At 70.0% G+C, this 19381-nt stretch carries 13 protein-coding genes; 5 read left to right on the top strand and 8 right to left on the bottom strand.

Features of this window, described 5'->3' with window-relative positions; genetic code table 11:
- Positions 1 to 7: 7 nt before the first annotated feature.
- Positions 8 to 997 carry a hydroxymethylbilane synthase gene (gene hemC / locus FFT10_RS07300; RefSeq protein ID WP_174246087.1) on the bottom strand — a complete coding sequence of 330 codons (990 nt, stop codon included), beginning with the start codon at positions 995 to 997 and terminating at the stop codon, positions 8 to 10.
- 105 nt (positions 998 to 1102) lie between these two features.
- On the opposite strand from hemC, the gene ppc reads away from it, so the two are divergent.
- Both ppc and FFT10_RS07290 read left to right on the top strand, forming a co-directional pair.
- The gene (gene ppc, locus FFT10_RS07295; protein ID WP_137732144.1) at positions 1103 to 3964 is read left to right on the top strand and encodes a phosphoenolpyruvate carboxylase; all 2862 of its coding nucleotides are present in this window, start codon (positions 1103 to 1105) and stop codon (positions 3962 to 3964) included.
- A gap of 70 nt (positions 3965 to 4034) precedes the next feature.
- Complete coding sequence (locus tag FFT10_RS07290; RefSeq protein WP_137732143.1) at positions 4035 to 6251, top strand: N,N-dimethylformamidase beta subunit family domain-containing protein; 2217 nt, start codon at positions 4035 to 4037, stop codon at positions 6249 to 6251.
- Positions 6252 to 6260: 9 nt separating this feature from the next.
- Here FFT10_RS07290 and FFT10_RS07285 read toward each other — a convergent pair whose 3' ends face one another.
- The 7 genes from FFT10_RS07285 to FFT10_RS07255 are packed head-to-tail and all read right to left on the bottom strand — an operon-like array spanning position 6261 to position 15293.
- The gene (locus FFT10_RS07285) at positions 6261 to 8699 is read right to left on the bottom strand and encodes a GcvT family protein (RefSeq protein ID WP_137732142.1); all 2439 of its coding nucleotides are present in this window, start codon (positions 8697 to 8699) and stop codon (positions 6261 to 6263) included.
- Positions 8700 to 8712: 13 nt separating this feature from the next.
- A complete protein-coding gene (locus FFT10_RS07280; protein WP_137732141.1) occupies positions 8713 to 9597 on the bottom strand; it encodes an EamA family transporter in 885 nt (294 codons plus the stop codon).
- On the bottom strand, positions 9594 to 10139 hold the full coding sequence (locus FFT10_RS07275; RefSeq protein ID WP_137732140.1) for a phosphonate degradation HD-domain oxygenase: 546 nt from the start codon (positions 10137 to 10139) through the stop codon (positions 9594 to 9596). Before FFT10_RS07275 ends, FFT10_RS07280 begins: the two co-directional genes overlap by 4 nt.
- Positions 10140 to 10148: 9 nt before the next feature.
- Positions 10149 to 11819 (bottom strand): Na/Pi cotransporter family protein, encoded by a 1671-nt coding sequence (locus FFT10_RS07270; protein WP_137732139.1) that lies wholly within the window; start codon positions 11817 to 11819, stop codon positions 10149 to 10151.
- Between the two features lie 7 nt (positions 11820 to 11826).
- On the bottom strand, positions 11827 to 13263 hold the full coding sequence (gene phnY / locus FFT10_RS07265; protein ID WP_137732138.1) for a phosphonoacetaldehyde dehydrogenase: 1437 nt from the start codon (positions 13261 to 13263) through the stop codon (positions 11827 to 11829).
- Positions 13256 to 14467, bottom strand: a complete 1212-nt coding sequence (gene phnA, locus FFT10_RS07260) for a phosphonoacetate hydrolase (RefSeq protein WP_137732137.1) — start codon at positions 14465 to 14467, stop codon at positions 13256 to 13258. Before phnA ends, phnY begins: the two co-directional genes overlap by 8 nt.
- The gene (locus FFT10_RS07255) at positions 14460 to 15293 is read right to left on the bottom strand and encodes a phosphonate utilization associated transcriptional regulator (RefSeq protein ID WP_137732136.1); all 834 of its coding nucleotides are present in this window, start codon (positions 15291 to 15293) and stop codon (positions 14460 to 14462) included. The genes phnA and FFT10_RS07255 overlap by 8 nt, the downstream gene beginning before the upstream one ends.
- Positions 15294 to 15470: 177 nt before the next feature.
- Here FFT10_RS07255 and FFT10_RS07250 point away from each other — a divergent pair, with 177 nt between their 5' ends.
- The 3 genes from FFT10_RS07250 (at position 15471) to FFT10_RS07240 (ending at position 19375) form a co-directional block, all read left to right on the top strand.
- A complete protein-coding gene (locus FFT10_RS07250; protein WP_137732135.1) occupies positions 15471 to 16511 on the top strand; it encodes a putative 2-aminoethylphosphonate ABC transporter substrate-binding protein in 1041 nt (346 codons plus the stop codon).
- A 15-nt stretch (positions 16512 to 16526) separates the two neighbouring features.
- Positions 16527 to 17591, top strand: coding sequence for a putative 2-aminoethylphosphonate ABC transporter ATP-binding protein (locus FFT10_RS07245; protein WP_137732134.1), 1065 nt, complete (start codon positions 16527 to 16529; stop codon positions 17589 to 17591).
- Between the two features lie 134 nt (positions 17592 to 17725).
- Positions 17726 to 19375 (top strand): putative 2-aminoethylphosphonate ABC transporter permease subunit, encoded by a 1650-nt coding sequence (locus tag FFT10_RS07240; protein ID WP_373282474.1) that lies wholly within the window; start codon positions 17726 to 17728, stop codon positions 19373 to 19375.
- Positions 19376 to 19381: the final 6 nt, after the last annotated feature.

Here is a 19381-nt window from a genome sequence, read left to right as displayed (position 1 = left end):
GCGGCCGTCAGACCTTGGGCGCGGCGGCCAGGTAGCTGTCGGCGCCCAGGCTGCGCAGCTGGTCGGCAGCCTGGCGGCCCAGGGCATCGGCCGCGGCGGTGGCGGCGGCGCCGCTGTCCTGCGCGATGGTGGCCTGCACCTGGGTGCGCAGCAGCGGGCGGGCGGTGTCCTCGGCATGGCCCAGCGCAGCGATCATCACCAGCTGGTCGCCCTGCCAGACGGCGTGCGCGGCCAGCGGCATGCTGCAGCTGCCGCCCAAGGCACGGGAGACGGCCCGCTCGGCATGCACCGACAGCCAGGTGGGGGCGTGGATCATCGTGCCGAGTTGCGCGCGCAGCGTGGCGGCGTCGGCCCGCACCTCGATGCCCAGCGCGCCCTGGCCGGCGGCGGGGATCATCGCCGCCTCGTCGAACGGCGCGCGGATGCGCTCGGCCAGGCCCAGGCGCTTCAGGCCGGCGGCGGCCAGCACGATGGCGTCGTAGCCGCCTTCGTCCAGCTTGCGCAGCCGGGTGTCGAGGTTGCCGCGCAGCGGCTCGATGCGCAGGTCGGGCCGCAGGTTCTTCAGCTGCACCACCCGACGCAGGCTGCTGGTGCCCACCACCGCACCTTGCGGAAGATCGGCCACGCTGGCGTAGCGGTTGGAGACGAAGGCATCTCGCGGGTCCTCGCGCTCCAGCACCGCGGCCAGCACGAAACCCTCGGGCAGCTCCATCGGCACATCCTTCAGCGAATGCACCGCCAGGTGGGCACGGCCTTCTTCCAGCGCCACTTCCAGTTCCTTGACGAACAGGCCCTTGCCGCCGACCTTGCTGAGCGCCCGGTCGAGGATCTGGTCGCCCTTGGTCGTCATGCCCAACAGGCCCACGCGCAGTCCGAAGCGGGCGCCGAGCAGGTCGCGCACATGCTCGGCCTGCCACAGGGCCAGCCGGCTCTCGCGGGTGGCGATCAGGGTGTCGGGCATGTCGTGCGCGCTGGCGCCGGGGGTGGGCTGGGTCATGGTGGCCCGATTATCGCTAGGCGGCTGGGGGTCGCTGCCGGGCGCCCTGCCGGCGGCCGCCCGCCATGCCGTTGGGTAACATTGTTACTTCCCAGGAGTCAGCCCATGCCGCGTTCAACCGCCCCCCGGACATCCACCATCCGCGCTGCTGCGCCGTCTGTCCCCGCTGTGAAGCTGGCCGATGCTGGCGACGCCGCCGCCAAGAACAAGGCGCTGATGGAAGACATCCGGTTACTGGGTCGGCTGTTGGGCGATGTGATCCGCGAACAGGAGGGCAAGGACGCCTTCGAGCTGATCGAGCGGGTGCGCCAGCTCAGCGTGGGCTACCGGCTGAAGAAGGACGCCTCGGCCGGCCGGGTGCTCGACCGGCTACTGAAGAACCTGTCGGCCGACCAGACGGTGAGCGTGATCCGCGCCTTCAGCTACTTCAGCCACCTGGCCAACATCGCCGAGGACCGCCACCATGTGCGCCGCCGCCAGCACCATGAACGCCAGGGCCACCAGCAGGACGGCAGCCTGGCGCTGAGCTTCGAGCGGCTGCACAAGGCCGATGTGCGCTCGGCCGACGTGGCGCAGATGCTGACCCAGGCCTACATCAGCCCGGTGCTGACCGCCCACCCCACCGAGGTGCAGCGCAAGAGCATCCTGGATGCCGAGCGGGCCCTGGCCGAGCTGATCGGCGCCCGCGACGACCTGCCCACCGAGCGTGAGCGCGCCGCCAACGAGGCGCTGATGCGCGCCCGCATCACCCAGCTGTGGCAGACGCGCATGCTGCGCTACACCAAGCTGACGGTGGCCGACGAGATCGAGAACGCGCTGAGCTACTACCAGAGCACCTTCCTGCGCCAGATCCCGAAGCTGTATGCCGAGATCGAGGACCACCTGGCCGGCTTTGCCGTGCCCAGCTTCCTGCGCATGGGCCAGTGGATCGGCGGCGACCGCGACGGCAATCCCAACGTGACGGCAGAGACGCTGAAGATGGCGCTGGCGCGGCAGAGCGAGGTGGCGCTGCGCTTCTACCTGACCGAGGTGCATGCGCTGGGCGCCGAGCTGTCGATCAGCCAGATGCTGGCCGGCGTGACACCCGCCATGGCCGCGCTGGCCGAGGCCTCGCCCGACAAGAACCCGCACCGCGAGGACGAGCCCTACCGCCGCGCCCTGGTGGGCATGTACGCCCGCCTGGCCGCCACCCTGCAGGCGCTGACCGGCACCGAGGCGCTGCGCCATGCGGTGCAGCCACAGAACGCCTACACCAGCCCGGCGCAGTTCCTGGCCGACCTGGGCGTGATCGCCGACAGCCTGAAGCGCCACCATGCCCAGGCCCTGGTGGCACCGCGGCTGGCGCCGCTGATGCGGGCGGTGCAGGTCTTCGGCTTCCACCTGGCCACGGTGGACCTGCGCCAGAGCAGCGACAAGCACGAGGCCGTGGTGGCCGAACTGCTGCGTGAGGCCCGCCTGCACCCCGACTACAGCGCGCTGGACGAGGACGCCAAGCGCGCCCTGCTGATGGGCCTGCTGAACGACGCCCGGCCGCTGCGGGTGCACGGCGCCGCCTACAGCGACCTGGCGCAGAGCGAGCTGGCGATCTTCGAGACCGCCAGGACCATGCTGGCGCGCTATGGCCGCGAGGCCCTGCGCCACTACATCATCAGCCACACCGAGAGCGTGAGCGACCTGCTGGAGGTGCTGCTGCTGCAGAAGGAATGCGGCCTGCTGGCCGGCCCGAACGGTGGCACGCTGGACGGCGGCGCGGTGAACGCGCTGATTGTGGTGCCGCTGTTCGAGACCATCGGCGACCTGCGCCAGGCCGAGCCGATCATGCGCGCCTTCTACGCCCTGCCCGGCATCACCGAGCTGGTGGTGCGCAGCGGTGGCGAGCAGGACATCATGCTGGGCTACTCCGACAGCAACAAGGACGGCGGCTTCTTCACCAGCAACTGGGAGCTGTACCGGGCCGAGCTGGCGCTGGTGGGCCTGTTCGGCCCGCTGCGCGAACAGCACGGCATCACGCTGCGGCTGTTCCATGGCCGGGGCGGCACGGTGGGCCGCGGCGGCGGCCCCAGCTACCAGGCCATCCTGGCGCAGCCACCGGGCACGGTGAACGGCCAGATCCGGCTGACCGAGCAGGGCGAGGTGATCGGCAGCAAGTACGCCAACCCCGAGATCGGCCGCCGCAACCTGGAGACGCTGGTGGCCGCCACGCTCGAGGCCACGCTGCTGCACACCAGCGGCACCAAGTCGGGCGCGCCCAAGGCCTTCCTGGAAGCGGCGGCGGCCATCAGCGAGGGCAGCTACGCCGCCTACCGCCAACTGGTCTACGAGACCCCGGGGTTCACCGACTATTTCTTCGCCGCCACGCCGATCCGCGAGATCGCCGAGCTGAACATCGGCAGCCGCCCGGCCAGCCGCAAGGCCACTCGGGCGATCGAAGACCTGCGCGCCATTCCCTGGGGCTTCAGCTGGGGCCAGTGCCGGGTGGCGCTGCCGGGCTGGTGCGGCTTCGGCTCGGCCATCGACGCCTTCCTGGGCACCGGTGACGACCGCGACGACAAGCTCAGGCTGCTGCAGAAGATGCACAAGCAGTGGCCGTTCTTCCGCACGCTGCTCTCCAACCTGGACATGGTGCTGGCCAAGAGCGACCTGCGCATCGCCTCCCGCTACTGCGAGCTGGTGGAGGACCAGAAGCTGGCCAAGCGCATCTTCAGCGCCATCAAGGCCGAGTGGGAGCGCACCCATGCCGCGCTGTCGATGATCACCGGCGAGGCCGAGCGGCTGCAGAGCAACCCGGCGCTGGCGCGCAGCATCGAGCACCGCTTCCCCTACCTGGACCCGCTGAACCACCTGCAGGTGGAACTGATGCGCCGCTACCGCCACCGCAAGGAGGGCGCGCCCGAGAACGAGCGGCTGCAGCGCGGCATCCACCTGTCGATCAACGGCGTGGCGGCGGGCCTGCGCAACACCGGCTGAGCGCGGGGCTCTGGGTCGGCGGCGGTGCGATGATCGACCGACAACGCCACCACCGCACCCGGAGCCCTGCATGCTGCCCCTCGCCGGATACGCCGAACGCCTGTCTGCCCGCCCGGGTCAGACGTTGCGCTTCCATGTCGCCAACGCCACCGGCGCGCCGGTGTCGGCCCGGGTGGTGCGGGTGCGCTGTGCGGATCCGAACCCCGCGATCGGCGGCGTGCAGACCGAACCGGTGGACATCGCCGTCGAGGTGCTGGCCACGCCGGGCCCGCAGCCGGTGCCCTTGGGCTCGTACGCGGTGCTGGGGCCGGCGGGCCTGTTGGGCGCGGCGGCTGATTGCACCGCGGCCCTGCTGGTGCAGCCGACCCTGGCCCTGCCCCGCCGCCAGGTGCTGCTGTCGACCCTGGACGACCAGGGCCGCGGCCTGCAGCTGGAACTGACGCCGGCCCGGACGGTGCGGGCCACCGTCGGCACCAGCACCGGCCCGGCCACGCTGGAGACAGACCAGCCCCTGCCGCTGCACGCCTGGACCGATCTCACACTGGTGGTGGACAGCGCAGCCCGCATGCTGACCCTGTCCGCACGCCCGCTGGCCGGCCCGGCCACCAGCCAGGCCGTGCAGCTGGCGCTGGCCGCAGCGCCGGTGCTGCAGTCACCCACCCGCTGCCTGAGCCTGGCCAGCGCCAGCGACACCGCACCGGTGGACTGCTTCAACGGCCGGCTGGAAGCCCCGGTGCTGCTGGCGCGTGCGCTGCCGACAGGCGACACCGTCAGCCGCCCAGCTGCCGACGACCCGGCCTGCATCGCCGCCTGGGACTTTGCGCTGGAGATGCACAGCCAGCGCGTGGTCGACACCGGCCCGCACGCCCACCACGGCCGCCTGGTCAACACCCCCACCCGGGCGGTGTGCGGCGCCCGCTGGACCGGCCAGGAGCACTGCTTCCGCCATGCGCCGGCCGAGTACGGTGCCATCCACTTCCACGACGACGATCTGGACGACTGCCGCTGGCCGGCCACGCATGCGGTGCATCTGCCCGCTGGCCTGAAGTCCGACGCCTACGCCCTGTTGCTGCAGGCTGGCGATGCGGCCGAGAACATCCCGTTCTTCGTGGTGCCGCCGCTGGGCCGGCCGACGGCGAAGATCGCGGTGCTGGTGTCGACCTACACCTACACCATCTACGGCAACCACGCCCGGCCGGAATGGATGATCGACCCGGCCTGGCGCGCTGACCTGGTGGCCCAGAACCAGGCCTGGGGCGCCTACCCCTACAACCCGGGTGAACACCGCGACTACGGCCTGTCGACGTACAACTACCACAGCGATGGCTCGGGCATCGCCCTGGTCAGTTGGCGGCGGCCGATGCTGAACCTGCGCGTCGGCTATGTGACCTACCCGTACCCCGAGATCCGCGGCTCGGGCCTGCGCCACTACCCGGCCGACAGCCACCTGCTGCTGTGGCTGGCGCAGATGGGCCATGAGGTCGACCTGATCACCGACGACGAGCTGCACCGCGAGGGCCAGGCCCTGCTGGCGCCCTACAAGGCGGTGCTGACCGGATCACACCCGGAATACCACACGCCGCAGATGCTGGACGCGCTGCAGGCCTTCCGCGACAACGGCGGCCGGCTGGCCTACCTGGGCGGCAACGGCTTCTACTGGAAGATCGCGCTCGACCCCGTGCGCGACGGCCTGATCGAGATCCGCCGCGGCGAGGGGGGCATCCGCGCCTGGGCGGCCGAGCCGGGCGAGTACTTCCAGCAGTTCGACGGCCAGTACGGCGGCCTGTGGCGGCGCAACGCGCGGCCGCCGCAGAAGCTGGTGGGCGTGGGCTTCACCGCCCAGGGCAACTTCGTCGGCTCGCACTACCGCATCGATCCGGCGGCGCGCAGCAACCCGCGGGTCAGCTGGCTGCTGGAGGGCGTGGCGGCCGAGACGGTGGGCGGCGAAGGCTTCTCCGGCCACGGTGCCGCCGGCTTCGAGCTGGACCGTGTCGACACCCGGCTGGGCTCACCGGCCAACGCGGTGGTGGTGGCCCGTTCGGAGAACCACCCGCCGGAGGCCCCCTGGGTGCTGGTGCCCGAGGAGCAGCTGACCCACATCACCACCATTCCCGGCCAGCCGCACAAGGCGCTGATCCGCGCCGACATGACCTGGTTCGACTGCCCCGGCGGCGGCGAGGTGTTCGCCGTCGGCTCGATCACCTTCTGCGGTGCGCTGCCGGTCAACGGCGGCGACAACGACATCTCGCGCATCCTCGACAACGTGGTGCGGCGCTTCAGCCGCTGAGGCTGTCCTTCAGGCGGTGGGCGGCCAGCGGTCCCAGGCACGGGCTGCCACCGGCCGGCCCCACAGGTCCACCGTCAGCGACGTGCCGGCATGCGGCTGCTGCGCCGCCTCACCGCGCACGAAGCCCAGGCCGATGCAGGCGCCAGCCCGCGGGCTCCAGCCGGCGGAGCTGAGCTCACCCACGGCCTGGCCAGCCAGCGTCAGCGCTTCGCCGCCCCAGGCAAAGGCCTGCGGATCGTCCAGCACCACCGTGACCAGCTTCTTGCGAAGCGGCTGCCCGCGGGCCGCCAGCAGCGCATCGCGGCCGATGAAGTCACAACCCTTGTCGAACGCGACGAAGGCGCCCAGCCCGACCTCGAATGGTGTCTCATCGGGCCCCATCTCGGCACCCCAGGCGCGGCGGCCGGCCTCGATGCGCAGGGCATCCAGCGCCCAGTAGCCGGCATCGCGCAGGCCCAGGTCGGCGCCGGCGGCCTGCAGCGCGATGTCGACATGGCGGGCCATCTCCACCGGCACGTACAGCTCGTAGCCCGGCCCGCCCACATAGGCCATGCGGGCGGCGCGCACCCGGGCGAGGCCCAGGTCGATCTCCTGGCTGTGGCCCCACGGCAGCGCGGCGGGCGACAGGTCGTCGGGGCTCAGGCGGGCCAGCAGGGCGCGGGCGTTCGGGCCCATGACCGACAGCACGCTCCACAGCGCGCTCACATCGGTCAGCACCGCATGCTGGTCGGCGCCGAGGTGGCGGCCGATCCAGTCGGCATCGCGCAGCGGCTGGGCCGAGCCGGTGATCAGCAGGAAGCGGTCGGCCGCCAGGCGCAGCACGGTGCAATCGCTCTCGAAGCCGCCGCGGGCATTCAGCATGGCGGTGTAGACCAGCCGGCCCGGGGCCACGTCGATCTGGTTGGCGCACAACCGCTGCAGCACCGCCAGCGCATCGCGGCCCTGCAGCAGCAGCTTGCCGAAGCTGGTCTGGTCGTACAACGCCACGGCGCTGCGGGTGGCCTGCTGCTCGGCCTGCATCCAGGGCAGCCAGCCGGGGGTGCCCAGGGTGTGCGGCGGCAGGCTGTCCGCCCCGGCGGGGCGGAAGACATTGGCCCGCTCCCAGCCGTTCTTGCTGCCGAATTCGGCGCCGCGGGCGGCCAGGCGGTCATGCAGCGGGCTGGTGCGCAGCGGGCGGGCGCTCTGCAGTTCCTGCCGCGGCCAGCGCATGGCGTAGTGCAGGCCCAGGGTCTCGGCGGTGCGCTGGGCCAGCGCGCGGCGGTTGCCGGTGAAGGCGCCGAAGCGGCGGATGTCGACTTCCCACAGATCCTGCGGTGCTTCGCCGCCGACCACCCACTCGGCGATCAGTTGGCCGGCGCCGCCGCTGTTGGCGATGCCGGCCGAGTTGAAGCCGGCGCAGACGAAGTAGCCACGCAGCCCCGGCGCCTCGCCGAGGATGAAGTTGCCGTCGGGCGTGAAGCTCTCCGGCCCGTTGAGCAGCATCTTGATCGGCGCGGTCTCCAGGCAAGGCGTGCGGTGGATGGCGTTGGTCATCAGCGGCTCGAACTGGTCCCAGTCTTCGCCGAGCAGCTGGAACTGGAAGTCGGCGGGAATCGGATCGATCGACCAGGGCTTGGCCGCCAGCTCGAAGCCGCCCATCACCAGGCCGCCGACCTCTTCCTTGTAGTAGATCAGGCCGTCGGGATCGCGCATCACCGGCAGCATCGGGTGCACGCCGGGGATGCGGTCGGTGACGAGGTAGAAGTGCTCGGCCGAGTACAGCGGCACGTTGACGCCGGCCAGCGCGCCGAACTGCCGCGCCCACTGGCCGGCGCAGTTGATCAGCGTCTCGCAGCGCACCACGCCGGGAACGCCGTCCTGCAGCGTGTGCACGCCGGCCACCCGCGGACCGGACGGGCCGTCCTCGACCAGCACGCCGGTGACCTGCACGCCTTCCACCAGCTTCGCGCCCCGGTTGCGGGCGCCCTTGGCCAGCGACATCGTCAGGTCGGTCGGGTTGGCCTTGCCGTCACCCGGGATCCACAGCGCGCCCTGCAGGTCGTCGGTGCGCATCAGCGGCCACCTGTCGCCCGCCTCGGCCGGGCTGATCACATGCACCTCCACGCCGAAGCTGCGCGCCAGCGCCGCCTGCTTGTGCAGCAGCTGCATGCGCTCGGGCGTGTGAGCCACGTTGAGGCTGCCGCACTGCTTCCAGCCGGTGGCGAGGCCGGTTTCGGCCTCCAGCCGGCTGTACAAGTCGATGCCGTAGCGGCTCATGCCGGTCATGCTGCGGTTGGGCCGCATCTGGCCGACCAGGCCGGCGGCATGCCAGGTGGTGCCGCTGGTCAGCCGGCCCTGCTCCAGCAGCAACACGTCGCGGCGGCCCAGCTGGGTGAGGTGGTAAGCGGTGGAACAGCCGGCAATGCCACCGCCGACGATCAGGGTTTGCACATGGGGGGGCAAGGGCATCGCCAGGTCTCCGTCATCCGAGGCGCAAGGCCATCACACCAGCCACGATCACCGCGGTGCCGATGGCACGCTGCAGGCCGAAGGCCTCTTTCAGCAGCACCGTGCCCAGCACCGCGGCAAACAGCACGGAGGTCTCGCGCAACGCGGCCACGCTGGCCACCGGGGCACGGGTCATGGCCCACAGTGCGATGGCATAACTGCCGATGCTGGCGCTGCCGCCCACCGCCGCCAGCGGCCAGCGCTGGCGGGCATAGGCCAGGATGTGGGCACGGCCTTCCGGCCCGCGCCGCAGCCACACCAGCAGCGGGTAGGCGATGCCGTCCAGCACAAACAGCAGCATCACATAGCGCAGCGCGCTGCCGCCGGCCGCCACCTCGGCGCGCACCCCCAGGCCATCGACCACGGTGTAGACGGCGATGATGCCGGCATTGGCAAACGCGAACATCAGCGCCTTGCGGTGGTGCAGTGCTTCGCCTGGCTTGGCCAGCCCGACCAGGGCCACGCCGGTGGTGATGCCGATGACGCCGGCCCAGGCCGCCGGGCTGGGCGACTCACCCAGCAGGCTGCCGCTGCCCAGGGCCACCAGCAGCGGCGCGAAGCCGCGCATGATCGGGTAGGTCAACCCCAGGTCGCCATGCTGGTAGGCGCCGGCCAGCGCGATGTAGTAGCCGATGTGGATGACCAGCGATGCAGCGATGTAAGGCAGCCCGGCCGGCCCGGGCAGGCCGACGATCAGCAGCAACGGCACCGCCACCAGCGCGCCCATCAGGTGCACCAGGGCGGTGTCCAGTGGCTTGTCGCCGCTGCTCTTGACCAGGGCGTTCCAGCCGGCGTGCAGCGCCGCGCCGCACAACACGGCCAGCACCACCGGCCAGGTCAGCGCCAGATCGGTGGTCAAGCCAGCGCGCAGCGCCGCGCGCGCTGGATGAAGTGCGCCAGCGGCGGCGTCACCATGGTCGCACTCTTGGCCTGGTCGTCCCACAGGCGCAGGCGCACCGCCTCGTCGGCACCGGGCTTCGCGATGAAGGCCGCCGCCTGCGCCGCATCGAACACCCCGCCCTGCAGCACCAGGCTGCGCTGGGAATCGGCCGACAGGGTTTCCAGGTAGCCTGGCCGCTTGGCACACAACCAGCGCTTGGCATCCACATGGCCCTGCACGGCGCCCAGCACCCGGTCGCTGAACAGACCACGCAGGAACGGGAGGGCGATGAACTGGTGCAGGTCGTCGACGCCGCGCAGCGTCGGCGTTTCACCCAGGTCCTGCACCAGGTGGCCCAGGTCGTGCAGCAGCGCGGCGGTCACCAGTTCGTCGTCGGCGCCGTCGGCCTCGGCCAGCGTGGCCGACTGCAGCGCATGCTGCCGCTGGGTGACGGGCTCGCCGCTGTACTGTTCATGGCCCCGGTTCAGGAACAGGGCTTCGATGTCGTCGATGCGCAGCATGGCGATGGTTCAGGGTTGGATGTCGTCCAGGTCGGCCAGCTGCGACGCGCGCAGCCGGGTGGCCGACAGCGCGCCCTTGCTCTCCAGGATCGGGTAGGCGATGGAGCAGATGTGGCTGTTGATGCGCTTCAGCTCCGACAGCAGGTCCAGGTGCAGCGAGCTGGTCTCGATGCTCTGCGCGGTGTTGTCCTGCAGCCGGGCGATGTGGTTGGCCGCGTACTCATGCTCCAGGTCGCGGAAGCGGGCCTTCTCCTCCAGCAGCTTCTGCGCATCGCGCACATGGCCGTCGAGGAACACGCTCATGCCCAGGCGCAGGTTGCTGAGCAGCCGCTCATGCAGGTGCACCACCTCGGCCATGCCGGCCTCGCTGAAGCTGCGCTGCTTGCGGATCTTCTTGTCCTCGATGTCGATCAGCACCCGCTCGGTGCAGTCGCCGATCTGCTCCATGTTGATGGTGAAGCTGACGATGTCGGTCCAGCGCCGGCTCTCGCGCTCGCTGAGCGCCTCGCGCGAGATCTGCGTCAGGTAGAACTTGATGGCGCTGTAGAGCTGGTCGACCGTGTCGTCCATCTGGCGCAGGCGCTCGGCCAGCACCAGGTCGTTGTCGCGCAGCACCGGCAGCACGCCGCGCAGCATGGTCTCCACCACATCGGCCTGGTGCAGCGCTTCGCGCGCGGCGCAGCTGATGGCCAGGCTGGGTGTGGCCAGGGCCACCGGATCCAGGTGGCTGGTGCGGTGGCCGCCGGCGCCATGGGCCGGCGTGGGCAGCCAGCGCTCGACCACCCGGGCCACCACACCCGTCAGGCCGATGAACAGAACCGCCAGGCACAGGTTGAAGCCCAGGTGGAATACCACCACCTGCTCGGCCACCGTGGGCACGAACTGCTGCAGCCCCACATGGACCTGGCCCAGCAGCGGCACCGCCACCACCGCGCCCATGGTCTTGAACAGCAGGTTGCCCAGCGGCAGGCGGCGCACCTGCGGGCTGTCGCCACTGGTGGCGATGATGGCCAGCAGGCCGCTGCCCAGGTTGGCGCCGATCACCAGGCCCAGCGCCGCCTGGGTGGGCAGCAGGCCCTGCGAGGCCAGCGTGGCCGTCAGCAGCACGATGGCCAGGCTGGAGTACGACAGCACGGTGAGCACCGCGCCGACGACGATGTCCAGCAGCACCTCGTTGGGCAGCGCGGCCAGCAGGGCGCGCACCGCCGGGCTCTCGGTCATCGGCCGGGTGGCGGCCACGATCAGCTGCAGCGCCAGTGTGATCAGGCCCAGGCCGATCAGCACCCGGCCCACACGGCCGGCGCCGCTGGCCTGCCGGGCAATGAACATCACCACGCCGACGAAGATCAGCAGCGGCGACAGCCAGCTCAGATCGAACGAGAACACCACCGCCATCAGTGCGGTGCCCACATCGGCGCCCAGCATCACCGCCAGCGCCGCCGCGGTGGGCACCAGGCCCTTGCCGACGAAGCTGGCGACGATCAGGCAGGTGGCGGTGGCACTCTGCACCAGGCTGGTGACCCCCAGGCCCGCCAGCAGCGCCGCCGGCCGGCTGCCGAAGCTCTTGGCCAGCACACCGCGCAGGTTCTCGCCGAACACCCGCAGCATGCCGGTGCGCACGATGTGCGTGCCCCACACCAGCAGGGCAATCGCGGCAAGCAGGTTCAGCAGATGGGTCACTGGCCTCCTACAGCCAAGGCATTGAATAGGTCTTGGTGTTGGTGAAGCTCTTCATCGCTTCCTGCACGCCTTCCTTGTAGCCCAGGCCGCTGTCCTTGATGCCGCCGAAGGGCGTCAGCTCCAGGCGGTAGCCGGGCACCTCGCGCACGTTGACCGTGCCCATGTGCAGCTCGTTGACGAAGCGGGTGATGTCGCTCATGCGGTTGGTGCACACCGACGACGACAGGCCGTAGGCCGTGCCGTTGGCCATTGCGATCGCCTCGTCGATGCTGGCGAAGGTGAGGATGGGGGAGACCGGGCCGAAGGTTTCCTCGCGCACCACGGTCATCTCGGGGCGCACACGGTCGATCACCGTGGGGGCGTAGAGCGCGCCGTCGCGGGTGTGGCCCGTCAGCAGGCGGGCGCCCTGGCTGATCGCCTCGTCCACCCGCTGCTGGAACAGCGTGGCCGCGGCGGCATCGATCACCGTGCCCATCTCGGTGGCGGCGTCGGCCGGATCCCCAAACGTCCAGGCCTGCGTCTTGGCCACCACCCTCTCGGTGAACGCCGCGGCCACCTTCTCATGGACCAGCATGCGCTTGACTGCCGTGCACCGCTGCCCGCTGTTCTTGTAGCTGCCGCTCACCGCCAGCGTGCTGGCCTCGTCGAGGTCGGCATCGTCCATCACGATGATCGGGTCGTTGCCACCCAGCTCCAGCACGATGCGGCGGTAGCCGGCCTTGGATGCGATGTACTTGCCGATGGCCACGCCGCCGGTGAAGGTGATCAGGTCGACCGCCGGATTCGTCAGCAGTTCATCGGCGATCTCGCGCGGTTCGCCTGTGATGACGCTCAGCATCTCGGGCGGCAAGCCGGCTTCGTACAGGATGTCGGCAAACAGCAGGGCCGACAGCGGCACCTTCTCGCTCGGCTTGAGCACCATGCGGTTGTTGGTGGCCACGCTGGGCACCACCTTGTGCGCCACCTGGTTCATCGGGTGGTTGAACGGCGTGATGGCGGTGATCACGCCCAGCAGCGGATCGCGCTGGGTGTAAACCTTGCGCTGCCGGCCGTGCGGCGTGATGTCGCAGCTGAAGGTCTGGCCGTCGTCCTTCAGCACCTCCAGCGCGCCGAACATCAGCACATCGGCCACGCGGCCGGCTTCGTAGCTGCTGTCCTTCAGGCACAGGCCGCTCTCGGCGGTGATCAGCGCGGCGATCTCGGCGGTGCGGCTGCGCACCGCGGCAGCCGCCTTGTTCAGGATGTTGGCGCGCTCGAAGCGACTCAGTGTCGCCCTGTAGCCCCTGGCGATGCCGAAGGCCTGGCGCACCTCATCCAGCGTGGCTTTCGGCACCGTGCCCACCAGCGCGCCAGTGAACGGGTTGTTCACGGCGATGTGCGCGGCACGACCTGCTCCGACCACCTGGCCGGCGACGCGCAGGCCGTCGTGGCGGGGCTCAGACATGGTTCAAGGCCAGCTCGAAGGCATCGAAGTTGCGCCAGCGGCGCTGGCGGTCGATGCCCGGGATGGCGCGGTTCAGGATCAACGGCACGCGTTGCTCGCTGGTGCCGCCGTGGCTGCGCAGCGGCACTTCCAGCGCGCTCAAGTCATGCCGCGCGGCGCTGGTGCCGATGACGGTGAAGCGCTCGCTGATCACCACCAGGTCGCCGATGCGGTCGGCCGGCAGCTCGAACCACTCGGCCGCTTCGGCGCGGGTGAACACGCCCTCGATGCCGCGGCGCGCGGCCAGCCGGGTCTGCAGCGCCGCCACGTCGGTGCCCGCGGGCAGATAGACGGTGGCAAACGAGCCCAGCGCGCCGTGGTGCACCACATACGGGTCGGTGATCGGCAGGATCACCCGGCAGGCGGCCGGGCCGGTCCACTCATCCAGCAAGTCCTGCAGGTAGATGACGTCAGGCTTGGCGTCCATGCCGGTCTTGGCGTTCATGCCGTGGTCGGCCGTCAGCGCGATCACGCAGCCCATGGCATCCAGCTCGCCCAGGTAGCGGTCCATCATCGCGTAGAAGGCATTGGCGCCGGGCGTGCCGGGGGCGTGCTTGTGCTGGATGTAGTCGGTGGTGCTCAGGTACATCACATCGGGCCGGCGGGTCTGCATCAGCTTCACGCCGGCCGCGAAGACAAACTCCGACAACTCGGCGCTGTAGACACTGGGCACCGGCATGCCCACCATGGCCAGCACGTCGGTGATGCCGTTGTCGGCGGCGGTCACCGCATCGGCCTTCTCCGACGAGAAGCAGATGCCCCGCATGCCGTGTCCCAGCAGCCGGCGCAGCTTGTCCTTGGCGGTGACCACGGCGCAGCGCTTGCCGGCATCGGACAGCGCCGCCAGGATGGTGGGCGCGCGCAGCCACTTCGGGTCGTTCATCATCACCTCGGTGCCCGAGGCGGTGTCGTAGAGGTAGTTGCCGCAGATGCCGTGCACGCTGGGCGGCGCGCCGGTGACGATGCTCAGGTTGTTGGGGTTGGTGAAGCTGGGCACCACGCAGTCGGCCACCAGGGCGGTGCCGCGCTCCAACGTGCGGGCCATCCACGGCATGCTGCCGGCAGCCACCCCTTGGGCGATGTACTCCGGCTCGCAGCCGTCGACGCACACCACCACGGTGGGGGCCTTGGGCAGTTGGTAGGTGCGTCCGTTGACGTCAAGCATGGCGGGCCTTTCGGGGGGCGGTGGCCGGCGCGGCTGGCATGTCGGCCGCCGGCGGGGTGTGGTTCTTCAACGTGCGCTCCTTGCTTTCCAGCACATGGGCGCGCAGCGCGCGGGCGGCACCGTCGGCATCACCGGCGGCAATGGCCTTGAGGATGGCGCGGTGCTCCTGCACCGACACGGGGATCTGCTGGCCATCGGCCAGGTTGGCGCGGCGGAACAGCGACAGTTCCTTCACCAGCCGGCGGTACAGGTCGATCAGCTTGCGGTTGCCGACGAAGTCAATGATGCAGTCATGGAAGGCCAGGTTCAGTGCATGGTAGTCGTCGCTGGCGCTGGTGTTGTGGCCGCCCTTCACCAGCCGCTCCATCTGCTCGACCATGGTGCGCAACTGCTTCAGCTGGTCGGGCGTGATGCGCTCGGCCAGTGCACGGCCGGCCGATTCATCGACCATGGCACGCAGGTCGTAGATCTCCATCGCCTCATCGAGCGGGATGCTGCGCACGAAGACACCGCGGTTCTTCTCCAGCCGCACCAGGCCGGCCTCTTCCAGGATGCGGAAGGCCTCGCGGATCGGCCCGCGGGAAACGCCCAGCCGCTCGGCCAGCATGGCCTCGGTGAGTTTGGCGCCGGGTGGCAGATCGCCGGCCAGGATGAGGCGCTCGATCTCGGCCTGCACTGCCGAGGTGAGCGAGTGCGACTGCAGCAGCGCGATGGTGCCGCTGGCCGCAGCCGGTGGCTCGGCCGCGGCTGGCACGGCTTTCGCATCCACCCGGGTGCGCGCTGCAGATGTCGATTGCACGGCAGCCACGGGAGCCAGGGTTTTCATGCCCCACATTGGACGCGCCAGACTGCAGATTGTCAACAATCTACGAAAGACATTGACACCACATCACCGACCGAGTCAAGATGAATCAGCGCGGGCGGCGTGGTCATCGTGGTGTCACGCTGGCCGGCACAAGCTCAGCGGTTTGTGTCCTTCCCCCTGACCACTGGAGAACCATCCATGCCCCTGCCGCGTCGCCTCGCCCTTGCCAGTGCTGCCCTGCTGGCCGTCCTGGCCGCCCCTGCCCTGGCGCAGAAGACCCAGCTGCTGGTCTACACCGCGCTGGAGACCGACCAGCTCAAGGCCTACCAGGAAGGCTTCAACAAGGTCCACCCCGACATCGACATCAAGTGGGTGCGCGACAGCACCGGCGTCATCACCGCCAAGCTGCTGGCCGAGAAGGCCAACCCGCAGGCCGATGCGGTGATGGGCGTGGCCGCCAGCAGCCTGGCGCTGCTGGACAAGAACAGCATGCTCGAGCCCTACAAGCCGATCAACCTGGACGCCATCATGTCGCAGTACCGCGACAAGAAGAACCCGCCGGCCTGGTTCGGCATGGACGTGTGGGGCGCCACCATCTGCTTCAACACGGTGGAAGCGGCCAAGAAGAACATCCCCAAGCCAGAGACCTGGAAGGACCTGCTCAAGCCCGCCTACAAGGGCCAGATCGTGATGCCCAACCCGGCCAGCTCGGGCACCGGCTACTTCGACGTGACCGCCTGGCTGACGCTGTTTGGCGACGACAACGGCAAGGGCGGTGGCTGGAAGTACATGGACGGGCTGCACGAGAACATCGGCCAGTACACCCACAGCGGCAGCAAGCCCTGCAACATGGCGGCCGCCGGCGAGTACGTGGTGGGCATCAGCTTCGAGTACCGCGCCAATGCCAACAAGGCCAAGGGCGCGCCGATCGATCTGGTGTTCCCGAAGGAAGGCCTGGGCTGGGACCTGGAGGCCTTCGCCATCCACAAGGGCACCAAGAAGCTCGACGCCGCGAGGAAGCTGGCCGACTGGGCCAGCAGCAAGGACGCGATGCTGCTGTACGGCAAGAACTTCGCCATCACCGCCCAGCCCGGCGTGGCCGCGCCGCTGGCCAACGTGCCCAAGGACTATGAATCGCGCCTGGTGAAGATGGACTTCTACGTGGCCGCCGAGAACCGCGAGCGGGTGCTGGCCGAGTGGACCAAGCGCTACAACGCGAAGAGCGAACCCAAGAAGTGAGCTGCCGCGCCTGACATGGACGCTCCCTATCTGCAGCTCGACGGCATCACCAAGGCGTTCGGCAGTTTCCAGGCGCTGAAGGGCATCGATCTGCAGATCCCCCAGGGCGAGTTCATCTGCTTCCTGGGGCCGTCGGGCTGCGGCAAGACCACGCTGCTGCGCATCATCGCGGGGCTGGAAGGGCAGACGGCGGGCCGCATCCGCCAGGGCGGGCGCGATGTGTCCACCCTGCCGCCGGCCCAGCGCGACTACGGCATCGTGTTCCAGTCCTACGCGCTGTTCCCCAACCTCAGCGTGGCCGACAACGTGGCCTACGGCCTGGTCAACCGCAAGGCACCCAAGGCCCAGATCCGCGCCCGGGTCAGCGAGTTGGTGGCCCTGGTGGGCCTGCCGGGCAGCGAGGGCAAGTACCCGGCCCAGCTCTCAGGCGGGCAGCAGCAGCGCATTGCGCTGGCGCGGGCGCTGGCCACGTCACCGGGGCTGCTGCTGCTGGACGAGCCGCTGTCGGCACTGGACGCCATCGTGCGGGTGCAGCTGCGCCAGGAGATCAAGCGCCTGCAGCGCCAGCTCGGCGTGACCACCATCATGGTCACCCACGACCAAGAGGAGGCGCTGAGCGTGGCCGACCGCATCGTGGTGATGAACCACGGCGTGATCGAGCAGGTGGGCACGCCGCTGCAGGTCTACCGCGAGCCGGCCAGCGCCTTCGTGGCCGATTTCGTCGGCCGGATCAATGCGTTGCCGGCGCGGGTGGGCGATGGCGGTGCGCTGCAGATCGGCCGGCACACCGTGCCCGGCATGCTGGCCGGCACCGCGGGCCGCGAAGTCACCGTCTACCTGCGGCCCGAGGATGTGCTGGCCCGGCCCATCACGCCCGGCGAGCCGCATGTGTTCAGCGCACAGATCCAGGCCATCGAATTCCTCGGCGCCTACTGCCTGGTGACGGTGCAGGCCGATGCGCTGGGCAGCCATCCACTGCAGGTGGTGCTGTCGCTGAACTTCCTGTCGGAGCAGGCGCTGGCGGTGGGCTCCACCCTGCCGCTGAAGCTGCTGCCCGAGCGGCTGCGGGTGTTTGCTTGAACAGCACCGCGCCCGACGCAGCGGGCGGGCCGAGCGCCGGGCCGCTCCCAAGCCGGCCCGCCATCCCCTCGGGGGATCGGCTGCCGTACCCGGCAGCCGAGGGGCCGACATGCCGCCAGCAGGTCGATCCCAGGTTGCGCGTGGCGCATGCCGGGCTGGCCCTGGTTCTGGTGCTGCTGCTCGCCTTCCTGGCCGCGCCGCTGCTGGCCATCCTGAAGCAGGCACTGGAAGACGCCAGCGGCCGCTTCGTCGGCCTGGCCAACTTCATCGCCTATGCCCGCACGCCGTCGCTGCTGGATTCGCTGACCAACAGCCTGTGGGTGTCGGCCCTGGTCACGGTCATCGTCATCCCGCTGGCCTTCGGTTTCGCCTATGCGCTGCAGCGCAGCCGCATGCGCTTCAAGCCGCTGTTCCGCGGCATCACCCTGCTGCCGCTGCTGGCGCCCAGCCTGCTGTCGGCCATCTCGCTGATCTACTGGTTCGGCAACCAGGGCGTGCTCAAGGGGACGATGCAGCGCCTGGGCATCGACCAGATCTACGGCGCGCCGGGCATCGTGGTGGCCGAGTGCTTCGCGGTGTTTCCGCATGCGCTGATGATCCTGATCACCGCGCTGGGCGCGGCCGACGGCCGGCTCTACGAGGCCGCCGCCGCCATGGGCACCCGGCCCTGGCGGCGCTTCTTCACCATCACCCTGCCGGGCGCCAAGTACGGGCTGATCTCGGCGGCGCTGGTCAGCTTCACCCTGGTGATCACCGACTTCGGCATCCCCAAGGTGATCGGCGGCAACTTCAATGTGCTGGCCACCGATGTGTTCAAGCTGGTGATCGGGCAGCAGGATTTTCAGAAGGGCGCGGTGGTGGCGCTGCTGCTGCTGGCGCCAGCGGTGTTCACCTTTGCGGTCGACCGCTGGGTGGCCGGGCGTCAGACTGCGCTGCTCACCGCCCGCGCCGTGCCCTACCGACCACGCCCGAAGGCCTGGCGCGACGGCCTGGCCACCGTCTACTGCGCACTCATCGCCGCGCTGGTGCTGGCGATGATGGGCATGGCGGTGTTCGCCTCGTTCGCCAGCTTCTGGCCCTACAACCTGGCGCCCACGCTGAACCACTACACCCTGGGGCTGGTGGATGCCGAGGTGGGCACGGCCTTCGTCAACAGCCTGACCATGGCCGCCGGTACCGCCGTGTTCGGCACCGCGCTGGTGTTTGCCGGCGCCTACCTGCTGGAGAAGACGCAAGGCGCCGGCGGCCTGCGCAGCGCCGTGCGCCTGCTGGCCATGCTGCCGATGGCCGTGCCCGGCCTGGTGCTGGGCCTGGGCTGCATCTTCTTCTTCAACGCGCCGGGCAACCCGCTGGGCGGGCTGTACCACACGATGGCGCTGCTCACCATCTGCACCATCGCCCACTTCTACACCACCGGCCACCTGACGGCGGTGACGGCGCTGAAGGCGCTGGACGCCGAGTTCGAGGCCGTGTCCGCCAGCCTGAAGGTGCCGTTCTGGGTGACGCTGCGGCGGGTGACGCTGCCGATCTGCACGCCGGCGCTGATCGACATCGCCCGCTACTTCTTCATCAATGCGATGACCACCATCTCGGCGGTGGTGTTCCTCTACTCGCCCGAGACCAAGGTGGCGGCCATCGCCATCCTGAACCTGGACGAGGCCGGCGAGATGGGCGCTGCCGCGGCCTGCGCGGTGCTGATCACCGTGGCCAGCAGCCTGGCGATGCTGGCGTTCAGCGCGCTGGCCTGGGCCGTCGATCGAAGAAACCAGGCATGGCGTGCCTGAACAAGA

The organism is Pseudaquabacterium pictum (assembly GCF_005403045.1).
Classification (GTDB): domain Bacteria; phylum Pseudomonadota; class Gammaproteobacteria; order Burkholderiales; family Burkholderiaceae_C; genus Pseudaquabacterium; species Pseudaquabacterium pictum.
Note: the sequence above shows the minus strand (reverse complement) of the source record. Positions and strands in the feature narration are given on the sequence as shown.

Bases quoted from the DNA above. Each gene is read 5' to 3' on its own strand.
- FFT10_RS07250 (WP_137732135.1), top strand. From the start codon at position 15,471: ATGCCCCTGCCGCGTCGCCTCGCCCTTGCCAGTGCTGCCCTGCTGGCC.
- FFT10_RS07290 (WP_137732143.1), top strand. From the start codon at position 4,035: ATGCTGCCCCTCGCCGGATACGCCGAACGCCTGTCTGCCCGCCCGGGT.
- ppc (WP_137732144.1), top strand. From the start codon at position 1,103: ATGCCGCGTTCAACCGCCCCCCGGACATCCACCATCCGCGCTGCTGCG.
- FFT10_RS07275 (WP_137732140.1), bottom strand. From the start codon at position 10,139: ATGCTGCGCATCGACGACATCGAAGCCCTGTTCCTGAACCGGGGCCAT.
- phnA (WP_137732137.1), bottom strand. From the start codon at position 14,467: ATGCTTGACGTCAACGGACGCACCTACCAACTGCCCAAGGCCCCCACC.
- hemC (WP_174246087.1), bottom strand. From the start codon at position 997: ATGACCCAGCCCACCCCCGGCGCCAGCGCGCACGACATGCCCGACACC.
- phnY (WP_137732138.1), bottom strand. From the start codon at position 13,263: ATGTCTGAGCCCCGCCACGACGGCCTGCGCGTCGCCGGCCAGGTGGTC.
- FFT10_RS07245 (WP_137732134.1), top strand. From the start codon at position 16,527: ATGGACGCTCCCTATCTGCAGCTCGACGGCATCACCAAGGCGTTCGGC.
- FFT10_RS07285 (WP_137732142.1), bottom strand. From the start codon at position 8,699: ATGCCCTTGCCCCCCCATGTGCAAACCCTGATCGTCGGCGGTGGCATT.
- FFT10_RS07255 (WP_137732136.1), bottom strand. From the start codon at position 15,293: ATGAAAACCCTGGCTCCCGTGGCTGCCGTGCAATCGACATCTGCAGCG.